The following is a 23,214-nucleotide window of genomic DNA, read 5'->3' on the forward strand; positions in this document are numbered from 1 at the left end:
GGGGGGGGGGGGGGGGGGGGGGGGGGGGGGGGGGGGGGGGGGCGCCGCGGCCCCCCCCCCCCCCCCCCCCCCCCCCCCGACTAGTGTTTTCCCCGATGCACGCGGTGGGGGGAGACACAGCTGATGAGCCGTCGATCGAGCAGCGGACCGATCGGGGACTGGGCGCAGGCGCAGCGCCGCCGGCAGCAGACGCTGCAGGTCCAGCAGCGGGAGGCCGAGCGCCGTCAGCGGACCTACGAGCGGGAGACGGCGCGCAACCAGCGCCAGCACCGCGAGGCCGAGGCGCAGCGGCGGACCGCGCTGCTCGACGCCGAGGTGGAGGCCCTGCAGGGGGTGTTGGTCGCGGGGTGCCGGGCGCCCGGCTTCCGGATGGCCGACCTCGTCCGGCCCGACCGGCTGGAGCCCTTCGACCCCGGGTCCCTCGCGCACCCCGTGCCGATGCCGCGCATCGAGCAGTTCCAGCAGCAGAGCAGCGGCTGGACCCTCGGCTCGGGCCACCGGGCCCAGGCCGAGCGCGAGGCGCACGCCCGCTACTCCGAGGCCTGGCAGGCCGCCCGCGCCGCGGAGGGCCGGCGGCAGCAGGAGCTGGCCGCGTACCGGCAGCAGTACGACCGGTGGGCGGCGGACCAGCTCGCCGGCGTCCGGGCGCACAACAGCGGGCTCGCCGAGCTGGCCGGGGCGCTGCGCGGCGGTGATCCGGAGGCGGTGGTCGAGTACTTCTCGGCCGCCCTGTACGCCTCGGCGGCCTGGCCCGAGGCGCTGCCGCGGCAGGTGGCGGCGGCGTACGACGCCGGCGCGCGCGAGCTGGTCCTGGACTGGGAGCTCCCCGCGTACGCGGTGGTACCGGAGGCCAGGTCGGTGCAGTACCTGCCCAGCACGGGCCAGGACAAGGTCAGGCCCCGTCCGGTGACGGAGCGGCGGGCGCTGTACCGGGACCTGCTGGCGCAGTGCATGCTGCTGGTCGTGCGCGAGCTGTACGCGGCGGACGAGTTCGGCGTGCTGGACTCGGTCGCGGTCAACGGCTTCGTGGACTGCCCCGATCCGGTGACGGGCCACGAGGCACAGTTCGTACTCGCGACCGCGCAGGCACCGCGGAGCGCCTTCTCGGGGCTGCGGCTGGAGCAGGTCAGCGCGGTGGACTGCCTCGTCGGGGGGTTGCGGGGGCAGCTGTCGGCGCGGCCCGACCAGCTGACGGCCGTACGGCCGGGCCGCAGGCCGGAGGAGGTCGGCGGAGGGGTGGTCAGCCACGGCGGGGCCGCCGCCGGTGACGACGAGCCGGACCTGTTCGCGATGGACCCGATCGCCTTCGAGAACCTGGTCGCCGAGCTGTTCCGGGCGATGGGCATGGAGGCGGTGACCACGCAGCGGTCCGGCGACGGCGGCGTGGACGTCGAGGCGCTGGACCCGGCCCCGATCCGGGGCGGGCGGATCGTGGTTCAGGTCAAGCGCTACCGCAACACCGTGCCGCCCACGGCGGTGCGGGACCTGTACGGCACCGTCCAGGACAAGGGGGCGAACAAGGGCGTCCTCGTCACCACCGCGACCTTCGGGCCGGGGTCGTACGCCTTCGCCAACGGCAAGCCGCTGGAGTTGGTTCCCGGCGACGCGCTGGTGGAGCTGCTGCACCAGTACGGGCTGCGGGGGCGGTTGGGGGGCGCGGCCGGGAGCGTCCCGGCGCAGCGCGCGCCCGAACCCGAGCCGCCGGCCGACCACAACGTGCTCGGCATGTCCTGGTCGGGTTCGGTGGCGCTGGACGTGTGCGCGCTCGTGTGCACGGGCGGCCGGGTCCTGAGCGAGGACCACTTCGTCTTCTTCAACAACCCGCGGACCCCGGACGGTTCGGTCCGGTCCCGCGCGCACGCGGCGCCCGACAAGGCGGCCGTCGAGGTGACCTTCGACGCCCTGCCGCCGGAGGCCGACCGGCTGGTCCTGGTGGCCGCCGTGGACCCGGAGGCCGATCCGCACGGCGACCTGGCGGGCTTCACCGACGCCCGGATCCGGCTCCTCGACGCGGCGGGCGCGGAAGCCGGCCGGCTGGAGGTCTCCGACGGCCGGGCGGGCGAAACGGCCCTGGTCCTCGGCTCGTTCCGGCGCCGGGCGAACGGCGACTGGGACTTCGTGATCGGCGGCAAGGGCTACCGGGGCGGCCTGGAGGACCTCCTGCGGGAGTACGGCATCGAGGTCGCCTGACGCCCTCGTGCACGGTCGGCGGCGCCCGGGGAGCCCGCGGCGGCGGCGAGGCGCCGCGGGCGGCCCGCGCCGGGTCCGGAACCGGGCCGGGCCAGGCCAGATCGGATCGAGGCCTTGCCGGGACCTTGCCCGGGCCGGGGCCCGGGCCGGGGCCCGGGCCGGTGTCAGTGCGGGCCGCGGCGGGACCGCTTCACGGCGCGGGCGACGGCCCAGGCGTCGGCGACCGGCCCGATGTGGCCGATCTTCTCGGGGTTGCTCACCGTACGGACCGCCCCGATCCGCCCATCCAGCACCTCCAGGACCAGGACCTGGAGCACCTTGCCGTCCCGGTCGCGCAGGATCGCCCCGGACTGCCCGTTGACCTCGTGCGGCTCGATCGATACCTCAACCCGGGTCAGCTGCGGGAAGACCGCCGCCAGCACCCGGGCCACCCTCCCCGCGCCCACGACGGTGTTGGCCAGCTGCGGGGCGTTGCCGCCGGCGTCGCCGACCAGCTGTACGTCGGCGGCCAGCAGGTCCTGCAGCCCGCCCACGTCCCCGTCCCGCAGCGCGTCGAAGAACCGCGACGCCAGCTCCTGCCGCTCCCGGCGGTCGGCCGCGAACCGCGGGCGCCCGTCCCGCATGTGCCGTCGTGCCCGTACCAGCAGTTGCCGGCACGCCGCCTCCGAGCGGCCCACCGACCCGGCGACCTCGTCGAATCCGAAGCCGAACACCTCCCGCAGCACGAACACGGCCCGTTCCAGCGGGCTGAGCCGCTCCAGCAGCAGCAGCGCCGCCATCGACAGCGAGTCGGCCAGCTCCACCGCCCGCGCCGGGTCCTGGTACGGATCGCTCAGCAGCGGCTCGGGGAACCACGGCCCGACGTACTCCTCCCGCCGCACCCGCGCCGAGCGCAGCACGTCGATGGAGAGCCGGGTCACCGCGGCCGACAGGTACGCCCTGGTCGAATCGGGCCGGGTCGCCGAGCGGTCGTAGCGCAGCCACGTCTCCTGCACCGCGTCCTCGGCTTCGCCCACGCTGCCGAGGATCCGGTAGGCGATCGAGAACAGCAGCGGCCGCAGCTCCTCGAACTCCTCGACCTTGCTCATGCCGTGCCCCCCTTCCGCTTCCGCTGCTCCCGCCGGGCCGGCCGCGTTCAGTGGAACCGGCCCGGCTCGTGGTCGCCGGCGGGCTGCCGGGCGATGACGTTCAGCCGGTTCGCCGCGTTCATGAACGAGATCAGGACCGCCAGCGCGGTGAGCTGCTCCTGGTCGTAGTGCCGGGCGGCGCGCGCCCACACGTCGTCGCCGACCCCGCCGGCCGCGTCCGCGACCCGGGTCCCCTCCTCGGCCAGCTCCAGCGCGGCGCGTTCGGCCTCGGTGAAGACCGCGGCCTCCCGCCAGGCCGCGACCAGGTGCAGCCGTACCGGGGTCTCGCCCGCGGCGGCGGCTTCCTTCGTGTGCATGTCGATGCACACCGCGCAGCCGTTGATCTGGCTGACGCGGAGCGCCACCAGCTCCTGGGTGGTGGCCGGCAGCGGCGCGCCCTTGAGCGCCTTGCCCGCCGCCATGAAGTGCTTGAGGACCGTGGCGGCGGTCGGGTCGGCGAAGTAGTTCAGTCGCGTGTCCATGGCGTGTGCTCCTCCGTGGTCGTCCGTGGCTCCACCCCTTGGGACGGGGTGGCCCGACGCCCTGTGACACGGACGGGTGTGACCTGGGTCTCCCGGCCGCCGGCGACCGCCCGCCGGCTGCGCGCCGTCGCGCCATCAGTCCTCGGTACGGCCGGCTTCCTGCTCCTGAGACCGCTCCTGCTCCTGCTCCGGACGGGCCACGTACCGCAGTACGCCCCACATGCTCTCGGGGCCCAGTTCGTGCGGGGCCGGTTCGCGGCAGGCCTCCAGGTCGCGGAGCAGCCCGGCCGCGTCGATGCCGGAGCCGATCAGGACCAGCCGGCTCAGGCGCTCTTCGCCCCGCCCCCACGGCTGGGGGGCGAAGCGGAGGAAGCGGCCGACCGCGTGGACCTCGTACCGCTCCCCGTGCCCGGGGACCCCGAAGTACACGAAGCCCTTGATCCGGTAGAGGCCCGGCGGGCGGAGGTCGAGGAAGTCGATGAAGCGGCGCGGGGAGAGGGCCTCGCCGGAGGTGAACTCCACGCTCTCGTACGCCGCGTGCGGGTGGGCCCCGCGGCCGTGGCCACAACCGGGGCCGTGTGCGTGACCGGGATCCCGCGCGTGACACGCCTCGTGGCCCTGCCCGTGGCCCTGCCCGTGGTGCGCGCCGGGGCCGGGGCCGTCCGTCTCCGCGAGCAGGTCCTCGAAGGAGAGCTGTCCGCGGGTCTCGGTCCAGGGCCGGCGGTCGAAGAGGAGCTCCGGATCGATCCGGCCGTGGTCGGCGCCGATCCGCGGGGTACCGGCGGCGCAGAGGGTGTCGAGGACCCCCTCGATCCGGGCCCGCTCGGCGGGGTCCACCCGGTCGGTCTTGTTGAGCACCACCAGGTCGGCGACCGCCAGGTGCCGGTCGGTCTCCGGGTGCTTGTCCCGGGTCGCGTCGAACTCCGCCGCGTCCACGACCTGCACCAGGCCGCCGTAGCGGACGTCCGGGTTCTCGCTGGCCATCAGCATCCGGATCATCTCCTGGGGTTCGGCCAGCCCGCTCGCCTCGATGACGATGACGTCGATGCGGTGGGCGGGCGCCGCCAGCTTCTCCAGGTACGCGTCGAGCTCGCTGCCGTCGACGGCGCAGCACAGGCATCCGCCGCCGAGGGAGACCATCGAGTCGCCGAGCCGGCCGGCCACGGACATGGCGTCGACCTCGATCGAGCCGAAGTCGTTGACGACGACTCCGATGCGGGTGCCTCCGCGATGGGTGAGGAGGTGGTTGAGCACGGTGGTCTTGCCCGAGCCGAGGAAACCGGCGAGGACGACGACGGGGACGGGCTGCCTGCTGTTCACCCGGTCGATCGTAGTCAGCCCGCGGCCGGGACCGGCTGCGGAGCGGGGAGTCCGGTGTAGCGGGCGGCGGGACGGATGATCTTCGAGTCTGCTGCCTGTTCGAGCACGTTCGCGCTCCAGCCGACGACGCGGGCCGCGCAGAACGTCGGCGTGAACATGGCGCGCGGCAGACCGCACAGCTCCATGACCACGCCCGCGTAGAACTCCACGTTGGTGTGCAGTTCGCGGCCGGGCTTGAGCTCGGCGAGGATCCGCTCGACCTGGCGCTCGACCTCGACCGCGAAGTCGACGAGCGGGCCGCCGAAGCCCAGCGCGATGTCGCGGAGCATGCGCGAGCGCGGGTCCTCGGTGCGGTAGACGGGATGCCCGAAGCCCATGATCCGGTCGCCGGCGAGCACCCGCTCGCGGATCCACGGCTCGATGCGCTCGACGGTGCCGATGGCGTCGAGGGTGTCCAGGGCCCGGCTCGGGGCGCCGCCGTGCAGCGGTCCGGAGAGGGCGCCGACGGCGCCCGTCAGGCAGGCCGCGACGTCGGCGCCGGTGGAGGCGATGACGCGGGCGGTGAAGGTCGAGGCGTTGAACCCGTGGTCGACGGTGGAGATGAGGTACTGCTCGACCGCGCGGGCCCTGACCGGGTCGGGTTCGCCGCCGGTCAGCATGTAGAGGTAGTTGGCGGCGTAGGGGAGGTCGTCGCGCGGCTCGACCGGCTCCTGCCCCTGACCCAGCCGGTGCAGCGCGGTGAGCAGGGTCGGTACGGCGGCGCAGGCGGCCAGCGCGTCGGCGGCCCGGCGGTCGGGATCGAGGTCGTAGACCGGGCGGAAGCCCGCGGAGGCGCCCAGCAGCGAGAGGGCCGTCCGCAGTCCGGCGAGGGGACCGGAGAGGGCGGTGGCCCGGGCGATTCCCGGCAGGGCGTCCCGGACCGCGGCGGGCAGTCGGCGCAGCGGGGCGATCTCGGCGGCGAAGGCGGCCCGCCCGGCGTCCGACGGGAGCGTGCCGCGGAACATCAGGTGCCAGACGTCCTCGAAGCTCCGGCTGCCGGCGAGCTCGACGGCCGAGTACTGGCGGTAGTGGTAGAAGCCTTCGCGGCCCCGGACGTCCCCGATGTCGGTCTCGGTGACCACGACTCCCGCGAGACCGCGGGGTACTTCGACGGTGGTGTTCATGGATCGACCATCGATGATGGATACAATCATTGTCAATATTGATTGAATCAATCTGTATAGAGTGCCGTGCATGGACGAAGAGCAACGCCTCACCACCCGGCAGGCCGCGGAGCTGCTCGGGGTGAAGCCCGCGACCGTGTACGCGTACGTCAGCCGCGGCCAGCTCACGAGCCGGCGGGACCCGGTGGGGCGCGGCAGCACCTTCGCCGCGCACGAGGTGGAGGCGCTCGCCGTGCGCAGCAGGCGCGAGGCGGCAGCGGTCCCGGCGGGGGACCTCTCCGTACGGACCTCGCTGACCCTCATCGAGGACGACCGGTACTACTACCGGGGCGTCGACGCGGTGGAGCTGGCCACGGCGCACCCCTGCGAAGAGGTCGCCGAGTGGCTCTGGACCGGCGCCCTCCCCCGCGGCGCCCGGTTCACCGCTCCGCCCGACACCCTGGCGGCCGCCCGGCGGGCGGTGGCCGCGCTGCCCGGACACAGCGGGCCGGTCGACCGGCTGCGGGTGGCGACGGCCGCCGCCGCCGTCTCGGACCCGCTGCGCTTCGACCTCGCCCCCGAGGCCGTACTGGGCTCTGCGCGCTGCCTGATCCCGACGCTGGTCGGAGCCCTGCCGGTGCTCGGCCGGGCGCAGTGGGCCGGGGACGGCCGCACCGCCCGGCAGCTGTGGCCGCGGCTGACGGAGCGGGAGCCCGATCCGGACGCGCTGGCCGTGCTCGACCTGGCGCTCGGGCTGCTGATCGACCACGACCTGGCCGCGTCGACCCTGGCCGTACGGGTGGCCGCGTCGGCGCGGGCCCATCCGTACGCGGTGGTGTCGGCCGGACTCGGCGCCCTGGAAGGGCCGCTGCACGGTGCGGCGGGGCGGCTCGCGCACGGAATGCTGGCCGAGGCGCTGGAGCGGGGCGGCGCCGCGTCCGTCGTCGCCGACCACCTGCGGGCGGGACGGCCCGTTCCGGGCCTCGGGCACCGGCTGTACCGGGGCGAGGACCCTCGGGCCGGCGCCCTGTTCGCCCGCCTGGAGGCACTGCCGCAGGCGGGGCCCGCGCTGGCGGCCGCCCGGGAGGTGGTGGCCACGGCCGCGGCCCGCAGGCCCGGGCTGCACGCCAACGTGGACCTGGCGCTCGCCGTGCTGACGCTGTCGTACGGAATGCGTGCGGAGGCCGGGGAGACCGTGTTCGCGGTGGCGCGCACGGCGGGCTGGATCGCCCACGCGCTGGAGGAGTACGAGGAGCGGCCGCTGCGCATGCGGCCCAGCGGCCGGTACCAGGGTCCGCGCCCGCCGCAGCCGATGCCGTGACGGGCACGGGCCCCCCGGCCCGCGCCCGCCGGCCCCGGGGGTCCGCCGGAAGCCCGCGGGACCCCGCGGCTCAGGGCCCCCGCGGTTCCTCCGGCGCCCGGTGCGCCCGGTGCGCCCGGCCGCGCGGGCGGTGGTGCCGGCGGTCCGGCTGCGGCGTCAGGTCCGCAGCCAGACCGCCGTGTCCTGCGGGAGCAGCCCCGTGTCGTCAAGGGCGGAGCTGCCCAGCAGGAGGCTCGTGCCGGCCGGCAGCGGAACCGGTTCCCGGGACAGGTTGACCACGCAGACCAGCCCGTCGGGCCGGGCGAACGCCAGCACCCCGGGCGGCGCGTGCAGCCACTCCAACCCGCCCCCGCCGAAGCCGGCCGCCGCGCGGCGCAGCCCGAGGGCGGTGCGGTAGAGGGTGAGCATGGAGTCCGGGTCGCCGTCCTGCCGGTCGGCCGCGTACGCCGGCCAGTCCGCGGGCTGCGGCAGCCACGGGTCGCTCCAGGGCTCGGCCGTCCAGGGCAGCGGCACCCGGCAGCCGTCCCGCCCGGGGTCGGTGCCGCCGGAGCGGAAGTGCATCGGGTCCTGGATGCGGCCGGTCGGCACGTCGGCTTCGGGGAGCCCCAGTTCCTCGCCCTGGTAGACGTACACGGCGCCGGGCAGGGCCAGCGTCAGCAGGGCCGCGGCGCGCGCCCGCCGGGTGCCGAGCTCCAGGTCCGTGGGGGTGCCGAAGGCCTTGGCCGCGAAGTCGAAGCCGGTGTCGGCGCGGCCGTAGCGGGTGACCGTGCGGGTCACGTCGTGGTTGCAGAGGACCCAGGTGGCCGGGGCCCCGACCGGGGCGTGTTCGGAGAGGGTCTCCGTGATGGAGGTGCGCAGCCGCTCCGCGTCCCACGGGCAGCTGAGGAACGAGAAGTTGAACGCGGTGTGCAGCTCGTCGGGGCGCAGGTAGCGGGCGAACCGCTCGGAGTCCGGCAGCCAGACCTCCCCGACGAAGATCGCACCGTACTCGTCGGCGATCGCCCGCCACGAGCGGTAGACGGGGTGCAGTTCGTCGCGGTCGATGTACGGGTGGATCTCGCCCGGCCAGGGCTCCGGCGAGCGGCCGGCCAGGTCGGGCAGGGCGGGGTCCTTGGCGAGCAGCGCGGCGGAGTCGATCCGTACGCCGGCCACCCCGCGCTCGAACCAGAAGCGCAGCACCTCCTCGTGCTCCCGGCGCACGGCCGGGTGGTCCCAGTTGAGGTCGGGCTGCTGCGGCGTGAAGAGGTGCAGGTACCACTCCCCGTCCGGCACCCGCGTCCAGGTGTCGGCGCCGTTGAACTGCGAGGGCCAGTCCCCGGGCGGCAGTTCGCCGTGCTCGCCGCGGCCGGGTCGGAAGTGGAACAGCTCCCGCTCCGGGCTGCCGGGGCCGGCGGCGAGGGCCGCCCGGAACCAGGCGTGCTGGTCGGACACGTGGTTCGGGACGATGTCGACGAGGGTGCGGATGCCCAGCTCGCGGGCCTCGGCGATGAGCTTCTCCGCCTCGGCCAGGGTGCCGAAGGCGGGGTCGATGGTGCGGTAGTCGGCGACGTCGTAGCCGCCGTCCGCGAGCGGGGAGAGGTACCAGGGGGTGAACCAGAGGGCGTCCACGCCCAGGTCGGCGAGGTACGGGAGGCGGGCCCGGACGCCTGCGAGGTCACCGGTGCCGTCCCCGTCGCCGTCGGCGAAGCTGCGTACGTACACCTGGTAGATGGCGGCCGTGCGCCACCAGTCGGCGGCGGGTCGGGGCAGGGGAAAGTCAGCCACGGAGGGGTCCTTTCGCAGGGGGCGGCCGGGCGCGGCGGCGGAGATGGGCTCGGGGTGGTCAGCCCTTGAGGGAGCCCGCCGTCAGGCCGCTCATGATGTTGCGCTGGAAGATCAGGAAGATGACGAGCGTGGGCGCCGAGGCCATCGCGAGGGCGGCGATGAGGTGGTTCTCGGGGACGCCCGAGGCCAGCGAGTAGATGCCGACGTTGAGCGTCTGCAGGGCCGGGTCCGGAAGGGTCAGCATGGGCCAGAGGAAGTCCTTCCAGACGCCGACGATCGCGAAGATCGACACGACCCCGAGGATGGGCCGCGACATCGGCAGGACGATGGAGCGCAGGATGCGCAGGGCGCTCGCCCCGTCGATGGCGGCGGCGTCGAGGATCTCCTGCGGGATGGAGTCGAAGAACCGCTTCAGCAGGAAGATGCTGAAGGCGTTGGTGACGGACGGCAGCCAGATCACCCAGGGCGTGTTGAGCAGGTTCCGCTCGATGATCGGCATGTCCAGGACCGTGAGGTACTGCGGTACGACGAGGACCGTCGCCGGGATCATCAGGGTCGCGAGCATCATGCCGAGCACGGCCTTGCCGAAGACGGGCCGCAGCCGGGACAGCGAGTAGGCGGCGGCCACGTCGAGGACGAGCTGGAAGGCGAGGGCTCCGAAAGCGTAGTAGAGGGTGTTGAACAGCAGCTTGGCGAGGTCCATCACCTTCCAGGCGGCTTCGTAGTTGGCGGTGTGCAGGGAATCGGGCACCAGGGTCGGCGGGACCCGGGCGAACTCCTCGGTGCTCTTGAGGCCGCCCGCGACCATCCAGTAGAGGGGGCCGAGGAAGACGAGGGTGAAGCCGGCCACGACCAGGACGAGGACGGTCCAGTAGAGGATCCTGCCCCGGGTGCGGCCGAGTTGGGCCGGCGATATCAGCGTGCGCTCTGCCATGTGAAGTACTCCCCCGGCGGGTTCCTGGTCAGTTCTCGTTGTCGCGGCTGAGGCGGACGTACAGGGCGGAGAAGCCCGCGAGCAGGACGAGCAGGCACAGACCCAGGGCCGCGGCGCCGCCGTACTGGTTGAAGCTGAAGGCGTACTGGTAGATGAGGACGACGACGGTGGTGGTCGAGCCTTCCGGGCCGGCGCCGCCGGTCAGCAGGAAGGGCTCGACGAAGACCTGCATCGTCGCGATGATCTGCATCAGCAGCATGAGCGAGAGGATGAGCTTGGTCTGCGGGATCGTGACGTGCCAGATCTTGCGCAGCAGACCGGCCCCGTCGAGCTCGGCGGCCTCGTACAGCTCGCCCGGGACGCCCTGGAGGGCGGCCAGGTAGATCAGGGTCGCACCGCCCATGTTCATCCACGTGGAGGCGATGACGACCGAGAGCATCGCGGTGTCGGTGGACTGGAGCCAGTCCTGCGGCGGGAGGTGCAGGAACTCCAGCGCCCGGTTGAAGAGGCCGTAACCGGGGTCGTAGAAGTACTTGAAGAGCAGGACCGAGGCCACCGGCGGCATCATCACCGGCAGGTAGACGAGCAGCCGCAGGTACCCCTGCGCGTGGCGGAACTCGTTCAGCACGAGGGAGACCACGAAGGGGACCAGGAACCCGAAGAGCAGGGCGAGGCCGGTGAAGAGCAGGGTGTTGCGCCAGGCCTGCCAGACGTTCGGGTCCGCGAAGACGTAGCGGAAGTTGTCCCAGCCGACCCAGCGGGTGGCGCCGCCCTCGGTCTTCTGGAAGGCCAGCAGGAACTCCCGGACCATCGGGTACCAGGAGAAGAAGGAGAAGCAGAGGACGGCGCCGATCAGGAAGCCGTGGGCCGTGAGGTTGCGCTTGAAGGCCCGCAGGAACTCCGCGCGGGAGTCCCGGGGCAGGGTGGGGGCCGACATCGCCGCTCGCTCCTTGGTGGATCGTCGCCGTTCGGGTGGGGGGAAAAGTGGGGCGGGTGGGACCGGGGGGCGGGGAGGCTCACCGCCGGACCCACCCGGGCCGCTACTGGTTCCCCAGCACCTGGTTGACCGCCTTCTCCGCGTCGCCGAGGAGCTGGGCGGGATCGGCGTCCTTGTTGGTGAGGACGCCCGACATCACCTTGTCGAGGACCTTGTAGACCTCCTGCGCCTTCACCGGCTCGGCCTTGCCGGGCACCGGGTTGTCGAGGAAGGGCTTGAAGTTGGCGACCGGCATGGTGGCGCTCGCCGCCTTCAGCCCGTCGTCCTTGGTCTTGCCCGCGCCGGTGAAGAAGGCGGGCTGGGGCAGACCGACCGGCAGGCCGTCGGCCTTGCTCCGGTCGTACTGGAACTGGCCCTTGCCGATCGTGAGGGTCTTGAAGTTCAGCCACGCGACGGCGGCCTTGACCTTGTCCGGCGAGCTGCCCTTCTTGATCATGTACCCGTTGCCGCCGGCCAGGGTGGCCGCGCCGCCGGGGATGGGGCCCATGCCGAAGTTGTCGTACTTGGCACCGAGCTGCTGGACCATGTACGTGATGTCGTCGGGCGCGGCGAGGAACATGCCGAGCTTGTCCGAGGCCATCTGCTTCTGCAGGTCGCCCCACTTGAGCAGCTGGGTCTTGCCCATGCTGTCGTCCTCCCAGCGCATGGCGCGGAGGTTGTCGACGATCTGCCGGCCGGTGGGGTTGTTGAAGGCCGCCTTCCCGTCGGCGCCGACGATGTCGCCGCCGAGGCCGTACATGGTGGCCGTGTAGTGCCAGCCGCCCGTGTTCTCGACGCTGTACTCGCCGAAGCCGGCGACGCCGTTGCCGAGGGCCGCGATCTTCTTGGCGGCCGCCCGGACCTCCTCCCAGGTGCGCGGCGGGTTGTCGGGGTCGAGGCCCGCCCGCTGGAAGAGCCCCCGGTTGACCAGCAGGCCCATCGTGTAGTTGCTGGTGGGGAGGCCGTAGAGCTTGCCGTCGCGCTTGAGGACGTCCATCACGTTCTTGTCGATGTCGCCGAGCGCCGGGACCGATGCGGGGGTGACGTACGCGGAGATGTCCTGCGCCCCGTCGTTGTCCAGCACCTGCTGGAGGTCGGTGAAGTAGGCGTAGAAGACGTCCGGCTGGGACTTGGCCTTGAGCATCGCGGTGAAGCGCGGGGGCTCCAGGCACTGACCGGGAGTGGAGCGGCCTTCGATGGTGACGTTCGGATAGGTCTTGTTGAACTCCGCCACGTCCTCCTTCCACTCCTTGAGCTCGGCCGCCTTGGCCGCGGGCGGCATGCAGTCGATGGAGAGGGTGACCTTGGCCTTCGGGTCGAGCGGGGCGGTGGCGTCGGCCGAACTCCCGTCGGCCTGGGGCTTGTCGTCGCCGCCGCTGCTGCTCGTACCGCAGGCCGCGAGGGCGGTGACGGCGAGCGTGGAGGCGAGGGCGGCCGCGACGTTGCGGCGGACGTTGGTTCTCATCGGTGGACCCCTTCGAGCATCGGGCAGGAGGCGTGGGGGCGAGCGCGGCACACTCAACCACCACCCACAGATGAACGCAATATCTCGCGCAGATTTCGTAAGTCATTGACAGTGGAACGTCGGACACCGGACGCAAAAAGGGCTCCGGAGCGTCCGAGTGGACGTTCCGAAGCCCTGGTCGCTTCGCCTGCGGGCCGTACGGGCCCTGCGCGCCCTACCGGCGCGGCGCCTGCGCCGTGGAGCCGCGGACCACCAGCTCCGGCTCGAAGAGCAGTTCTCCGGGCTGCACGGCGGCCCCCTGGATCTGCGCGGTGAGCAGTTCGACCGCGGCCCGGCCCATGGCCTCGATGGGCTGCCGGACAGTGGTCAGGGGCGGTTCGGTGCAGTTCATGAACGCGGAGTCGTCGTACCCCACCACGGAGACCTCCCGGGGCACGTCCAGCCCCCGGCGGCGCGCGGCCCGCACCGCCCCCAGGGCCAGCGGGTCGCTCGCACAGATGATGCCGGTGACCCCGCGGTCCAGCAGCCGGGAGGCGGCCGCGTGGCCGCCCTCCAGCGAGAACAGGGTCCGCTCGACGTGGGCGGCGGGCAGCTCGGCGCCGGCGGCGGCGACCACCGCCTGGGCGGCGACCAGCTTGCGCAGCGAGGGCATGTGGTCGGGCGGTCCCAGCACCAGGCCGATCCGCTCGTGCCCGAGGGAGGCCAGGTGGCGCCAGGCCTGTTCGACCGCGACCGCGTCGTCGCAGGCCACGCACGGGAACCCGAGGTCGTCGATGGAGGCGTTGATCAGCACCACCGGCACCTTGCGTTCCGAGAGCAGCCGGTAGTGCTCGTGCGGGGCGTCGGCCTGCGCGAAGAGACCTCCGGCGAAGACGACCCCGGACACCTGCTGCTGGAGCAGCAGCTCGACGTAGTCGGCCTCGGACACGCCGCCGGTGGTCTGGGTGCACAGCACCGGCGTCAGGCCCTGCTGGGCCAGGGCGCCGCCGATGACCTCGGCGAAGGCCGGGAAGATGGGGTTCTGCAGCTCGGGCAGGACCAGTCCGACCAGCCGGGCCCGCTCGCCGCGCAGCTGGGTGGGGCGCTCGTAGCCGAGGACGTCGAGGGCCGTGAGCACGGACTGTCGGGTCGCCTCCGAGACGCCCGGCTTGCCGTTGAGCACCCGGCTGACCGTTGCCTCGCTGACTCCCACCTTCTTCGCCACTTGAGCAAGTCGTCGCGTCATGAACGCAAGAGTAGCGCAAGGAATGCAAGTTCCTTGCAGTTCGATTACAACCAGTTTGACGCACGCGAGGGCGGCTCGGAAGGGGTCGGCTGCGGGCTTGCGGACGCCGGCAGAACACGGTCGGCGGGATGGAACCGATGGGGTGGAACCGGTGGGAGCGACGCGGGCGGGACACCCCCGGAAGGGCACCCCGCCCGCGCACGATCACGGCAGCTGGTTGATCCTGAACGTGGACGTCGTGTTCCGCACGTCCACCGCGTTGTCGCTCATCTTCAGGTTGTGGAAGGTGACCTCGCCGACCGCGGGACCCTGCCCCGCCTCGGGCATCTCGTTCGCCCAGAGACCGAAGCCCGACTTCGCGTCGAAGGCGTCACCGCTCTTCTTCGCGCCGGTGATCGTGATGTCCCTCAGGACGGTGTCCTTGATCGGGTTGACGGGCTGTCCTCCCACGTACTGGGTCTGGAACATGATTCCGCTGTACGTCGGGTCGACGATGTCGACGTTGTTGATGCGGATGCCCTGGAAGACCTTGGAGGCCGAGAAGATCCAGATCCCCGGGAAGGTCTGCGCGCCCCAGAAGTGGCCGCCGGACCGGACGATCGAGATGTTCTCGAAGGTCGTCGGATCGGTCCCGAACCCGTTCATCGGATACCCGAAGTCCAGCGAGCTGATGGTGATGCCCGAGTAGACGAGGGTGTCGGCGATGTGGATGTTGCGGAAGGTGTTGTTGAAGCCGCCGTAGACGGCGACGCCCGCCGCGCGCCAGGTCAGGATCGTGGTCAGGTTCTCGTAGACGTTGTTCTTCATGTCCGCGCCGCCCGCGTCGATCGCGGAGAACAGCGCGAAGCTGTCGTCCCCCGTGGCCCGCGCCTCGTTGTTCGTCACGAGGTTGTCCGTGCTGCCGTTGGTCATGTTGATGCCGTCGGCGAACATGTTGCGGATCCGGGAGTTCTTGATGGTGATCCGGTCGGTGTTGGCGCCCCAGTACAGGCACACCATGTGCTCGTTCCAGATGTTGTCGATGGTGATGTCGGAGACGTTGGCGAAGTCGAAGACCTTGCCGGGGCCGTCGATGCGCGACGTGTAGTTGCCGAAGTAGGCGAAGCCCGTGAACGACGAGCCCTTCGCGGTGCCCTCCGCACGCCAGCCGATGTCGGTGTTGTCCTGGGTCGACGGGGCGTGGAAGCGGGTGAACCACGGCCCGGCCCCGACCACCTGCACGGCCTTGCCGTACACCTGGAACTTGCTGGCCGTCTGGTAGTCGCCGGGCGGCAGGTAGACGCCGACGAGCTTGCCGGTGGTGTCCATCCGGACCTTGTCCAGGGCGTTCTGCACGTCCTGGTGGGTCAGGCCGGCGGGTACGGCGTAGGCCGTCGGGTCCGGGTTGGGGATCGCGGCGGCCTGCTCCAGGCTCACGAAGTCGATCGCGTAGACGGAGGTGTTGGACGCGTCCTTCTGGAGGCGGATCCGGCTGCCCTGCGGGACGGTCTCGCCCAGCAGGATGTTGGCCTCGTCGTAGATGTGCCGGGGGGCGCCGGAGCCGGGCGAGTCGCCCGGGGAGGCCTCGGCCCCGTAGAGCCAGGCGTACTTGGAGGTCAGCGGCAGGGTCTTCTTGAGAACGCCGTTGACGTAGACGTTGATCGTGGAGTCGATGCCTCCGCCGCCCGGCGCGTCGGGGATGGAGAACCGCGTGACCAGCGTGTTCGTGGCGGCCCGGGTGGTGAACTCCACGTACTCGCCGGTCGCGTCGAGGCTGACGGCCTTGCGGCCCGAGGCCTCGCCCGCGATGTCGCCGATCGTCCGGTTGGGGCCGACCACCGCGGCTCCGCCGCCGACGACGCCGTCCTCGGCCTCGTACATGTCGAAGGGCATGTTCGCCCCGCGGCCGACGAAGAACGGCTTGGTGGAGGTGTTGTTGCCGCGCTTGACCGGCAGCTCGTTGGCGTCGGCGGCGAGGACCGTCCTGACGGTGTACTTGCCGTTGGCTGCCGGCCAGCTGCCGAGCGCGATCGGGGCGGTGGAGGCGCCGGCGGCGAGGGCGCCGCTGAAGGAGCCCGTCAGGGTGCGCACGGTGGCGCCGCCCGCGTCCAGCAGGGTGAGGGTGATCTCGTGCGTTCCGGCGGCCGCCGCGACGGTGCCCTGGTTGCGGACGGTGACGGCGAAGTTCACCGGCTGGCCCGCGGACGGGGCACTCGGCGACCAGGTCACGGCCGAGGCGACGAGGTCGGAGCTGTCGACGGGGCGGACCACCAGCGGCGCTCCGGTGAAGGTGTTGTTCGTGTCGTTCTGCTCGACGATCGTGTTCGCCTCGTCGACGATCGCGCTCAGCGGGTACGTACCGGCGTCGCGCGGGCCGATGGCGGCGGTGACGGTGGCCGAGGCACCCGCGGCGAGCGCCGGTACGGCGGCGGAACCGGCCTTCGCGCCGCCGAGCTGGAAGGTGACGGCGGTGGCCGCGGCGGGAGCCGGGCCGGCGTTCTTGACGGTCGCGGACAGGGTGACGGGGTCCGACTCGACCGGGGCGGCGGGGGCCGCGCTCAGCGCGGTGACCACCAGGTCGGGGTTGGGCGCCGGGACGCCGATGACCTGGAACTCCGCGATCTGCCCGTTGGAGGAGCCGGTGTTGGAGGTGAACCGCAGCTGGACGTCCGCGACGCGGGCGGTCAGCGGGATGGTGACGGTGTTCCCGGTCGCCGGGTCGAACGCGTAGTCCTTGGCGGCGACGAGGCTGGTGACGGCCTGGGCGCTCTGCTCGCGGCCGAGGACCTGGATGTTCTGGGTGCGGGCGCCCCAGGAGCTGTCCGGGCTGAGCTTGAGGACGACGCGGTCGGTGTCGGCGTTCGCGCCGAGCCTGACCGTGAGGGTGCTGGGGTAGGCGCCGGCCGCGCCCTCCCAGTAGGTGGCCGTGCTGTTGTCGTTGGCGTTCTCCGCGGCAAAGGTGTGGATCACGGAGGAGCCGGTGATCGGCTTGCCGACGGCCAGGTTGGAGCCGCCGCCCCCGGCACCGTTGCGGGTGACGGAGTTGCTGTCGCCGGAGCGGTTGCCGGCGGCGTCCTTGGCGCGCACGACGTAGGTGACGGTCGCACTGGCCGGCTGGGTGTCGGTGAAGGTGGTCACGGCGCCCGCGACGCTCGTGCGCAGTTGGTTGTTGGCGTAGACCTCGTAACCGGTGACGCCGACGTTGTCGGTGGAGGCCTGCCAGGTGAGCTTGACCTGGCCGGCGGCGGGCTCGGTCAGGGCCAGACCGGACGGGGCGGTCGGAGCCTGCGTGTCGCCGGTGTCACCGGTGCGGGTGACGCTGTTGCTGTTCGGCGACTGGTTGCCGGCGGCGTCCTTGGCGCGCACGAAGTAGGTGACGGTCGCACCGGCCGGCTGGGTGTCGGTGAAGGTGGTCACGGCGCCCGCGACGCTCGTCCGCAGCTGGTTGTCGGCGTACACGTCGTAACCGGTGACGCCGACGTTGTCGGTGGAGGCCTGCCAGGTGAGCTTGACCTGGCCGGTGGCGGGCTCGGTCAGAGCCAGACCGGACGGGGCCGAGGGGGCCTGGGTGTCCCCGGTCTGCGGACCGTAGATCTCCAGCTCGGAGAGCTGTCCGCCGGGCTGGACGGAGTTGAGCGAGATCAGCACGCGCAGGTACCGGGTCGTCGCGGCGTCGAAGGTGACGGACACCGCGTTGCCGCCGGCCGGGGCGAAGTCGTAGGCCTTGGAGGCGGTGAGGTCGGTGAAGTCCGAGCCGTTGGCGCTGCCCTGGATCTTCAGGGTCTGGGTGCGGGCGCCCCAGCCCTCGGGGAGCCGCAGGACCACGCGGTCGACGCGGACGGAGGAGCCGAGGTCGGCCTGGATCCACTGGGGCAGTGCGTTGTTGACGCTCTCCCAGTAGCTCGCGGCGTTTCCGTCGTTGGCGTTGGCCGGTACGTAGGCCTGGGTGTTGCTGCTGGCGGTCAGGGTCTTGCCCAGGGCCAGGTTGGCGGAGGAGCCGCCGGCGGCGCGGACCTCCAGTTCGGAGAGCTGCGCGGCCTGCCAGCCCGTGTTGGCGGTGATGTTGATCCGCACGTGGCGGGTCTGGGTGGCGGGGAAGGTGACGGTCACCGTGTTCCCGCTGCCCTGGCCGAAGGTGTAGGAGGCCGGGTTGACCAGGGTGCTGAAGCTGGTGCCGTCGGCGCTGCCCTGGACGGACAGGGTCTGGCTGCGGGTCTCCCAGGCGGCGGGCAGTTTGAGCACCACCTGGTCGATGCGGGTGGTGGCGCCCAGATCGGTCTGCACCCACTGCGGGAGGGCGGCGCCCGCGCTCTCCCAGTAGGTCGACTGGTTGCCGTCGGTGATGTTGGCGGCGGTGTACGCGCCGTTGGTACTGCTCGCGGCCGCGGGTCGGCCCGCGGCGATGCTCGGACCACCGGCGGCTGCGGCGGTCAGGGCGGGCCAGCCCATCATCAACAGGGCCGTGCTGATGACGGCGGCCAGGACCCGCCCTCTCCAATGAAGCCTTCTCATATGTCCTCGTCCCTCGGGCATGAGTTTTCTGAACCAGGTGAGACAGGAATTTGCGTCGTGCGGTGCGAGAGTTGCAGAGCTTTGCTGACTCGTCTACTGCTCTGACCGCACTTTCATGGCTTCATCTCTTGCGCAAGCTGGGCGCAAATCACGCAAGTGATTTGCGTGCACCGTGGAAATTCCGCTTACGCCCCAGCCGACCTACCGTTGCTCCTCATGCGGTTCCACCTCCTGAGCGCTCGGCGCCTCGGGCTGCCCAGGCGGGCGGTCTCCCAGATCCTGCTGACCCAGCTGGCCATCGCCGGCGGGGTCGTCGTGCTGGCCACGGGCCTGTTCCTGGCCCCGCTCGGCGCTCAGCTCGACGACCAGGCCATGCGGCGCGCGCTGGCCATCGCGCAGAGCGCGGCGGCCGACCCGTCGCTGGCCGCCGACCTCCTCGGCTCGGAGGCCTCGGCGGACGGCCCGGTGCAGGCCTCCGCCGAACGGATCCGCCGGGCGACCGGCGCCGAGTACGTGGTCGTGCTCGGCCTGGACGGCATCCGCCGCTCGCACCCCAGCGCCGAGCGCATCGGGCTGCCCGTCTCCACCGACCCCGCCGACGCCCTGGCGGGCCGCGAGGTGATGGAGATCGACGACGGCACGCTGGGCCGCTCCGCCCGCGGCAAGGTGCCGCTCGTCGCCGCGGACGGCGAGATCGTCGGCGCCGTCTCGGTCGGCATCGCCTACGACAGCGTCCGCGACCGGCTGCTCGGAGCCATCCCAGGCCTGCTCGCCTACGCCGGCGGCGCCCTGGCGGCAGGTGCCCTCGCCGCCTACCTGCTGTCCCGCAGGATCCAGCGGCAGACCCAGGACCTGGCCTTCTCCGACATCGCCGGGCTGCTCGCCGAGCGCGAGGCGATGCTGCACTCCATCCGCGAGGGGGTGATCGCCCTCGACCGCCACGGCCGGGTCCGGCTGGTCAACGACGAGGCCGCCCGTCTGCTGGGGCTCGCCCCGGACTCCGCCGCCTCCCTGGCCGGACGCCCGCTGGACGACGTGCTCGGCACGGGCCGTACCGCCGACGTCCTCTCCGGCCGGGTCACCGGCCGGGACCTGCTGACCGTCCAGGGCCCGCGGGTCCTGGTCGCCAACCGGATGCCCACCGAGGACGGCGGCGCCGTCGCCACGCTGCGCGATCGCACCGAGCTGGAACACCTCGGCCGCGAGCTCGACTCCACGCGGGGCCTGATCGACGCCCTGCGCGCTCAGGACCACGAACACGCGAACCGGCTCCACACCCTCCTCGGCCTGCTGGAGCTGGGCCTGCACGAGGAGGCGGTGGAGTTCGTCACCGAGGTCGCCGGCGTGCACCGGACCACCGCCGAACAGGTCACCGAGAAGGTGCACGACCCGCTGCTGGCCGCCCTCCTGGTGGGCAAGGCCACCGTGGCGGCGGAGCGCGGCGTCCCGCTGCGGCTCGCCGCGGCCACGCTCCTCCCCGACCGGCTGGTCGATCCGGGCGGCCTGGTCACCATCGTCGGCAACCTCGTCGACAACGCGCTGGACGCCGCCACCGGTTCCGCGGAGCCGCTGGTCGAGGTGGAGCTGCGCGCCGAAGGCCGCTCCGCCGTACTGCGGGTGCGCGACAGCGGGCCCGGTGTCCCCGCCGCGCGCCGCGAGGAGATCTTCACCGAGGGCTGGTCGACCAAGCAGCCCCGGGCCCACCGCGAGCGCGGGCTCGGCCTGGCCCTCGTACGTCGCCTCGCGGAGCGGCAGGGCGGTACCGCCCGGGCCGGCGCGGCGGCGGACGGCGGGGCGGAGTTCTCCGTCGTCCTCCCGGAGGCGCTGCGATGACCGGGACCGCCGGCGGTGTCCTGGACGTACTGGTCGTCGACGACGACGTGCGCGTCGCCCGCATCAACGCCGCGTACGTGGCCAAGGTGCCCGGCTTCCGCGTGGCCGCGCAGGCCCACTCCGCCGCCGAGGCCCTCGCCTTCCTCGCGTCCCACCGGGTGGACCTGATCCTCCTCGACCACTACCTGCCGGACGAGAACGGCCTCGACCTGGTGCGCCGCCTGCGCCAGCGCGGCCAGGGCACCGATGTGATCATGGTGACCGCCGCCCGGGACCTGGCGACCGTACAGGCCGCCATGCGCCTCGGCGCGCTCCAGTACCTGGTCAAGCCCTTCACCTTCGCGGGCCTCCGCAGCCGGCTGGAGGCGTACGGGGCGCTGCGCCGCACCCTGGCGACCGGAGGCGAGGCCGAGCAGGACGAGGTGGACCGGATCTTCGGCGCCCTGGCCGCCGCCGGGGCCCCCAACGAACTGCCCAAGGGCCACTCCCCCACCACCGCGGACCTGGTCCGCCGGGTGCTCCGTTCCGCCGGCGGACCGCTGTCCACCCAGCAGATCGCCGACCGCGCGGGCATCAGCCGCCAGACCGCCCAGCGGTACCTGAAGCTCCTCGACCGCGCCGGCCGGGTCACCCTGGCCCTGCGCTACGGCGAGACGGGCCGCCCCGAGCACCGCTACACCTGGCTCCCCTCGGAGGGCGCCTGAGCCCCCGCCTCCGCCGGCACCGGCGGCCCGGGGCGGAGCGCCCGGCGCCGGCCTCCCGGCTCAGACCGCCCCGGCTCCCGTGAGGGAACGGACCTCGGTCTCCGCGTGCCGCTTCTCGTCGGGCTCCTCGCCCGACGTGACCGTGCCCAGCCAGCCCGCCAGGAAGCCCAGCGGGATCGAGACGATCCCGGGGTTCTGGAGCGGGAAGAGCTGGAAGTCCGCCCCCGGGAAGAGCGACTCCGGGCTGCCGGACACCACCGGCGAGACCAGGACCAGCAGTACGGCCGGAACCAGCCCGCCGTACACCGACCAGACGGCCCCCCGCGTGGTGAACCCCCGCCAGAAGAGCGAGTACAGCAGCACCGGCAGGTTGGCCGACGCGGCCACCGCGAAGGCCAGCCCCACCAGGAAGGCCACGTTCAGGTCCTGGGCGAGCAGTCCGAGGGCGATCGCCACCGCCCCGATCCCGACGGCGGCGCCACGGGCCACGGACACCTCGCTGCGCTGCCGGGCGTGCCGGCGCTTCAGCGAGGCGTACAGGTCGTGCGCGACGGACGCCGACGAGGCCAGGGTGATCCCGGCGACCACGGCGAGGATGGTCGCGAAGGCGATGGCCGCCACGAACGCGAAGAGCACCGCGCCCCCGGTGGAACCGGCGCCCCCGCCGAGGAAGGCGGCCAGCAGCGGCACCGCCGTGTTCCCGGAGGCGTTGGAGGCCCGCACCGCGTCGGGTCCCACCAGCGCGGCGGCCCCGAAGCCGAGCACGATGGTCATCAGGTAGAAGCCGCCGATGAGCCCGATCGCCCAGACCACCGACCGGCGGGCCGCCCGCGCGGTGGGCACGGTGTAGAACCGCGACAGGATGTGCGGCAGCCCGGCGGTCCCGAGGACCAGCGCGAGGCCGAGGCTCATGAAGTCGATGCGGGCGGTCCAGTCGCCGCCGTACTTCAGGCCCGGGCCGAGGAAGCGCGCCCCGTGGCCGCTGCGGTCGGCGGCGCTGGTGAGCAGCTGGTCGAAGTTCCCGTGGAAGCGGAGCATGACGAGCACGGTCAGGGTGATCGCCCCGCCCATCAGCAGCACGGCCTTGACGATCTGGATCCAGGTGGTGGCCCGCATCCCGCCGAAGGACACGTAGACCACCATCAGCGCGCCGACGCCGATCACGGTCAGCGTGCGGGCCGCGGCGCTGGAGTTTCCGAGCAGCAGGCCGACCAGGCTGCCCGCGCCGACCATCTGCGCGACGAGGTAGAGCACCGAGACGACGACCGAGGAGGTGCCGGCCGCGATCCGCACCGGCCGCTCGCTCATCCGGGCGGCGACCACGTCGGCGAGGGTGAAGCGGCCGCAGTTGCGGACCAGCTCGGCGACCAGGAACAGCACGACCAGCCAGGCGACGAGGAAGCCCACCGAGTACAGCAGGCCGTCGTAGCCGAAGAGGGCGATCAGTCCGGAGATGCCCAGGAAGGAGGCGGCGGACATGTAGTCGCCCGCGATGGCGAAACCGTTTTCCATGGGCGAGAAGAGCCGCCCGCCCGCGTAGAACTCCTCCGCCGAACCGTGCCGGTTGCGGCTGACCCAGGTGGTGATGCCCAGGGTGACGGCGATGAAGAGGCTGAAGAGGATCAGCGCGAGTGTCTGGTGTTCGGTGGTCACCGGCCGCTTCCCCTCGCCCGGCTGCGCTCCTGGCCGCGTTCCTGCTCGAAGACCGTCCAGCGCAGGTCGAGGGCGGCCCGGTCCCGGCGCAGCCGCGCGTGCCGGGCGTACGCCCAGGTCAGCAGGAAGGTGCTGAGGAACTGCCCGAGCCCCGCCAGCATGGCCACGTTGACCGCGCCCGCCACGGGCCGGGCCATGAAGCCGGGCGCCGCGGTGGCGGCGACCACGTAGGCCACGTACCAGAGGAAGAAGCCGGCGGTCGCGGGGACGACGAACCTGCGGTAGCGGCTGCGGACCTCCTGGAAGGCCGCGCTCCGCTGCACTTCGAGGTAGATGTCGGATGCGCCGGGTGCGGGCCGGCCTCCGGGGGCCGGGCTCGGCGGGGACGTTTCCTCACCCTCGCCCCAGCCGACGGCCAGCGCGTCGTACCAGGGGTCGTCCAGCCGGATCGTTCCGGCATCGCGACCTGCGTGCTTGTCCACCGAACTCTCCTTGTCCGCCGCCGCATTGGCCGCGTGCCCCAAGGATGTGTCGAGTGGCCGCCTTCCGTACTGGTGTCCCGGCGCTCTTCACTCCATCAGGTGATG

16 protein-coding genes are annotated in these 23,214 nt (G+C 72.6%); 4 read left to right on the forward strand and 12 right to left on the reverse strand.

All coding sequences use genetic code 11. The annotated features are described in order from the left end of the window. The first annotated feature begins 123 nt into the window (after window positions 1-123). Window positions 124-2,190 (forward strand): restriction endonuclease, encoded by a 2,067-nt coding sequence (locus ACZ6S8_RS27285; protein WP_469460039.1) that lies wholly within the window; start codon window positions 124-126, stop codon window positions 2,188-2,190. Between the two features lie 164 nt (window positions 2,191-2,354). Here ACZ6S8_RS27285 and ACZ6S8_RS27290 read toward each other — a convergent pair whose 3' ends face one another. The 4 genes from ACZ6S8_RS27290 to ACZ6S8_RS27305 all read right to left on the reverse strand — a co-directional run bounded on the left by ACZ6S8_RS27290 (window position 2,355) and on the right by ACZ6S8_RS27305 (window position 6,282). Then, window positions 2,355-3,278: an RNA polymerase sigma-70 factor gene (locus ACZ6S8_RS27290; RefSeq protein ID WP_469460040.1), complete on the reverse strand. Its 924-nt coding sequence runs from the start codon at window positions 3,276-3,278 to the stop codon at window positions 2,355-2,357. Window positions 3,279-3,325: 47 nt separating this feature from the next. Next, window positions 3,326-3,799 carry a carboxymuconolactone decarboxylase family protein gene (locus ACZ6S8_RS27295; RefSeq protein WP_469460041.1) on the reverse strand — a complete coding sequence of 158 codons (474 nt, stop codon included), beginning with the start codon at window positions 3,797-3,799 and terminating at the stop codon, window positions 3,326-3,328. Window positions 3,800-3,934: 135 nt separating this feature from the next. Then, the gene (locus ACZ6S8_RS27300; RefSeq protein WP_469460042.1) at window positions 3,935-5,119 is read right to left on the reverse strand and encodes a CobW family GTP-binding protein; all 1,185 of its coding nucleotides are present in this window, start codon (window positions 5,117-5,119) and stop codon (window positions 3,935-3,937) included. 14 nt (window positions 5,120-5,133) lie between these two features. Then, window positions 5,134-6,282, reverse strand: coding sequence for a citrate synthase/methylcitrate synthase (locus ACZ6S8_RS27305; protein WP_469460043.1), 1,149 nt, complete (start codon window positions 6,280-6,282; stop codon window positions 5,134-5,136). Between the two features lie 70 nt (window positions 6,283-6,352). Here ACZ6S8_RS27305 and ACZ6S8_RS27310 point away from each other — a divergent pair, with 70 nt between their 5' ends. After that, window positions 6,353-7,582, forward strand: coding sequence for a citrate synthase (locus tag ACZ6S8_RS27310; RefSeq protein WP_469460044.1), 1,230 nt, complete (start codon window positions 6,353-6,355; stop codon window positions 7,580-7,582). A 156-nt stretch (window positions 7,583-7,738) separates the two neighbouring features. Here the strand turns inward: ACZ6S8_RS27310 and ACZ6S8_RS27315 are convergent, their stop codons facing one another. From ACZ6S8_RS27315 to ACZ6S8_RS27340, 6 genes are all read right to left on the reverse strand, one after another. Next, window positions 7,739-9,346 (reverse strand): glycoside hydrolase family 13 protein, encoded by a 1,608-nt coding sequence (locus tag ACZ6S8_RS27315; RefSeq protein WP_469460045.1) that lies wholly within the window; start codon window positions 9,344-9,346, stop codon window positions 7,739-7,741. Between the two features lie 58 nt (window positions 9,347-9,404). Beyond that, on the reverse strand, window positions 9,405-10,280 hold the full coding sequence (locus ACZ6S8_RS27320) for a carbohydrate ABC transporter permease (protein ID WP_386530598.1): 876 nt from the start codon (window positions 10,278-10,280) through the stop codon (window positions 9,405-9,407). Between the two features lie 28 nt (window positions 10,281-10,308). Next, the gene (locus tag ACZ6S8_RS27325; protein ID WP_469460046.1) at window positions 10,309-11,217 is read right to left on the reverse strand and encodes a carbohydrate ABC transporter permease; all 909 of its coding nucleotides are present in this window, start codon (window positions 11,215-11,217) and stop codon (window positions 10,309-10,311) included. A gap of 103 nt (window positions 11,218-11,320) precedes the next feature. Beyond that, window positions 11,321-12,721, reverse strand: coding sequence for an ABC transporter substrate-binding protein (locus ACZ6S8_RS27330; RefSeq protein ID WP_469460047.1), 1,401 nt, complete (start codon window positions 12,719-12,721; stop codon window positions 11,321-11,323). Window positions 12,722-12,935: 214 nt separating this feature from the next. Further along, window positions 12,936-13,946 carry a LacI family DNA-binding transcriptional regulator gene (locus ACZ6S8_RS27335; RefSeq protein ID WP_469460048.1) on the reverse strand — a complete coding sequence of 337 codons (1,011 nt, stop codon included), beginning with the start codon at window positions 13,944-13,946 and terminating at the stop codon, window positions 12,936-12,938. Between the two features lie 204 nt (window positions 13,947-14,150). After that, window positions 14,151-18,437 carry a galactose-binding domain-containing protein gene (locus tag ACZ6S8_RS27340; protein ID WP_469460049.1) on the reverse strand — a complete coding sequence of 1,429 codons (4,287 nt, stop codon included), beginning with the start codon at window positions 18,435-18,437 and terminating at the stop codon, window positions 14,151-14,153. A gap of 216 nt (window positions 18,438-18,653) precedes the next feature. On the opposite strand from ACZ6S8_RS27340, the gene ACZ6S8_RS27345 reads away from it, so the two are divergent. Further along, complete coding sequence (locus ACZ6S8_RS27345) at window positions 18,654-20,270, forward strand: sensor histidine kinase (RefSeq protein WP_469460050.1); 1,617 nt, start codon at window positions 18,654-18,656, stop codon at window positions 20,268-20,270. Next, complete coding sequence (locus tag ACZ6S8_RS27350) at window positions 20,267-20,974, forward strand: response regulator (RefSeq protein WP_469460051.1); 708 nt, start codon at window positions 20,267-20,269, stop codon at window positions 20,972-20,974. Before ACZ6S8_RS27345 ends, ACZ6S8_RS27350 begins: the two co-directional genes overlap by 4 nt. A gap of 60 nt (window positions 20,975-21,034) precedes the next feature. On the opposite strand, the gene ACZ6S8_RS27355 is transcribed toward ACZ6S8_RS27350, so the two are convergent. Next, window positions 21,035-22,627 (reverse strand): solute symporter family protein, encoded by a 1,593-nt coding sequence (locus tag ACZ6S8_RS27355; RefSeq protein ID WP_469460052.1) that lies wholly within the window; start codon window positions 22,625-22,627, stop codon window positions 21,035-21,037. Further along, window positions 22,624-23,109 (reverse strand): DUF485 domain-containing protein, encoded by a 486-nt coding sequence (locus ACZ6S8_RS27360; RefSeq protein WP_469460053.1) that lies wholly within the window; start codon window positions 23,107-23,109, stop codon window positions 22,624-22,626. Before ACZ6S8_RS27360 ends, ACZ6S8_RS27355 begins: the two co-directional genes overlap by 4 nt. Window positions 23,110-23,214 lie beyond the last annotated feature (105 nt).

The organism is Streptomyces sp. NPDC048461 (assembly GCF_055587105.1).

What these genes read in the sequence shown, in the direction of transcription:
- ACZ6S8_RS27295 (WP_469460041.1), bottom strand. Translation starts at nt 3,799, where the DNA reads ATGGACACGCGACTGAACTACTTCGCCGACCCGACCGCCGCCACGGTC.
- ACZ6S8_RS27285 (WP_469460039.1), top strand. Translation starts at nt 124, where the DNA reads ATGAGCCGTCGATCGAGCAGCGGACCGATCGGGGACTGGGCGCAGGCG.
- ACZ6S8_RS27350 (WP_469460051.1), top strand. Translation starts at nt 20,267, where the DNA reads ATGACCGGGACCGCCGGCGGTGTCCTGGACGTACTGGTCGTCGACGAC.
- ACZ6S8_RS27290 (WP_469460040.1), bottom strand. Translation starts at nt 3,278, where the DNA reads ATGAGCAAGGTCGAGGAGTTCGAGGAGCTGCGGCCGCTGCTGTTCTCG.
- ACZ6S8_RS27330 (WP_469460047.1), bottom strand. Translation starts at nt 12,721, where the DNA reads ATGAGAACCAACGTCCGCCGCAACGTCGCGGCCGCCCTCGCCTCCACG.
- ACZ6S8_RS27310 (WP_469460044.1), top strand. Translation starts at nt 6,353, where the DNA reads ATGGACGAAGAGCAACGCCTCACCACCCGGCAGGCCGCGGAGCTGCTC.
- ACZ6S8_RS27320 (WP_386530598.1), bottom strand. Translation starts at nt 10,280, where the DNA reads ATGGCAGAGCGCACGCTGATATCGCCGGCCCAACTCGGCCGCACCCGG.
- ACZ6S8_RS27325 (WP_469460046.1), bottom strand. Translation starts at nt 11,217, where the DNA reads ATGTCGGCCCCCACCCTGCCCCGGGACTCCCGCGCGGAGTTCCTGCGG.
- ACZ6S8_RS27345 (WP_469460050.1), top strand. Translation starts at nt 18,654, where the DNA reads ATGCGGTTCCACCTCCTGAGCGCTCGGCGCCTCGGGCTGCCCAGGCGG.
- ACZ6S8_RS27340 (WP_469460049.1), bottom strand. Translation starts at nt 18,437, where the DNA reads ATGAGAAGGCTTCATTGGAGAGGGCGGGTCCTGGCCGCCGTCATCAGC.
- ACZ6S8_RS27335 (WP_469460048.1), bottom strand. Translation starts at nt 13,946, where the DNA reads ATGACGCGACGACTTGCTCAAGTGGCGAAGAAGGTGGGAGTCAGCGAG.
- ACZ6S8_RS27305 (WP_469460043.1), bottom strand. Translation starts at nt 6,282, where the DNA reads ATGAACACCACCGTCGAAGTACCCCGCGGTCTCGCGGGAGTCGTGGTC.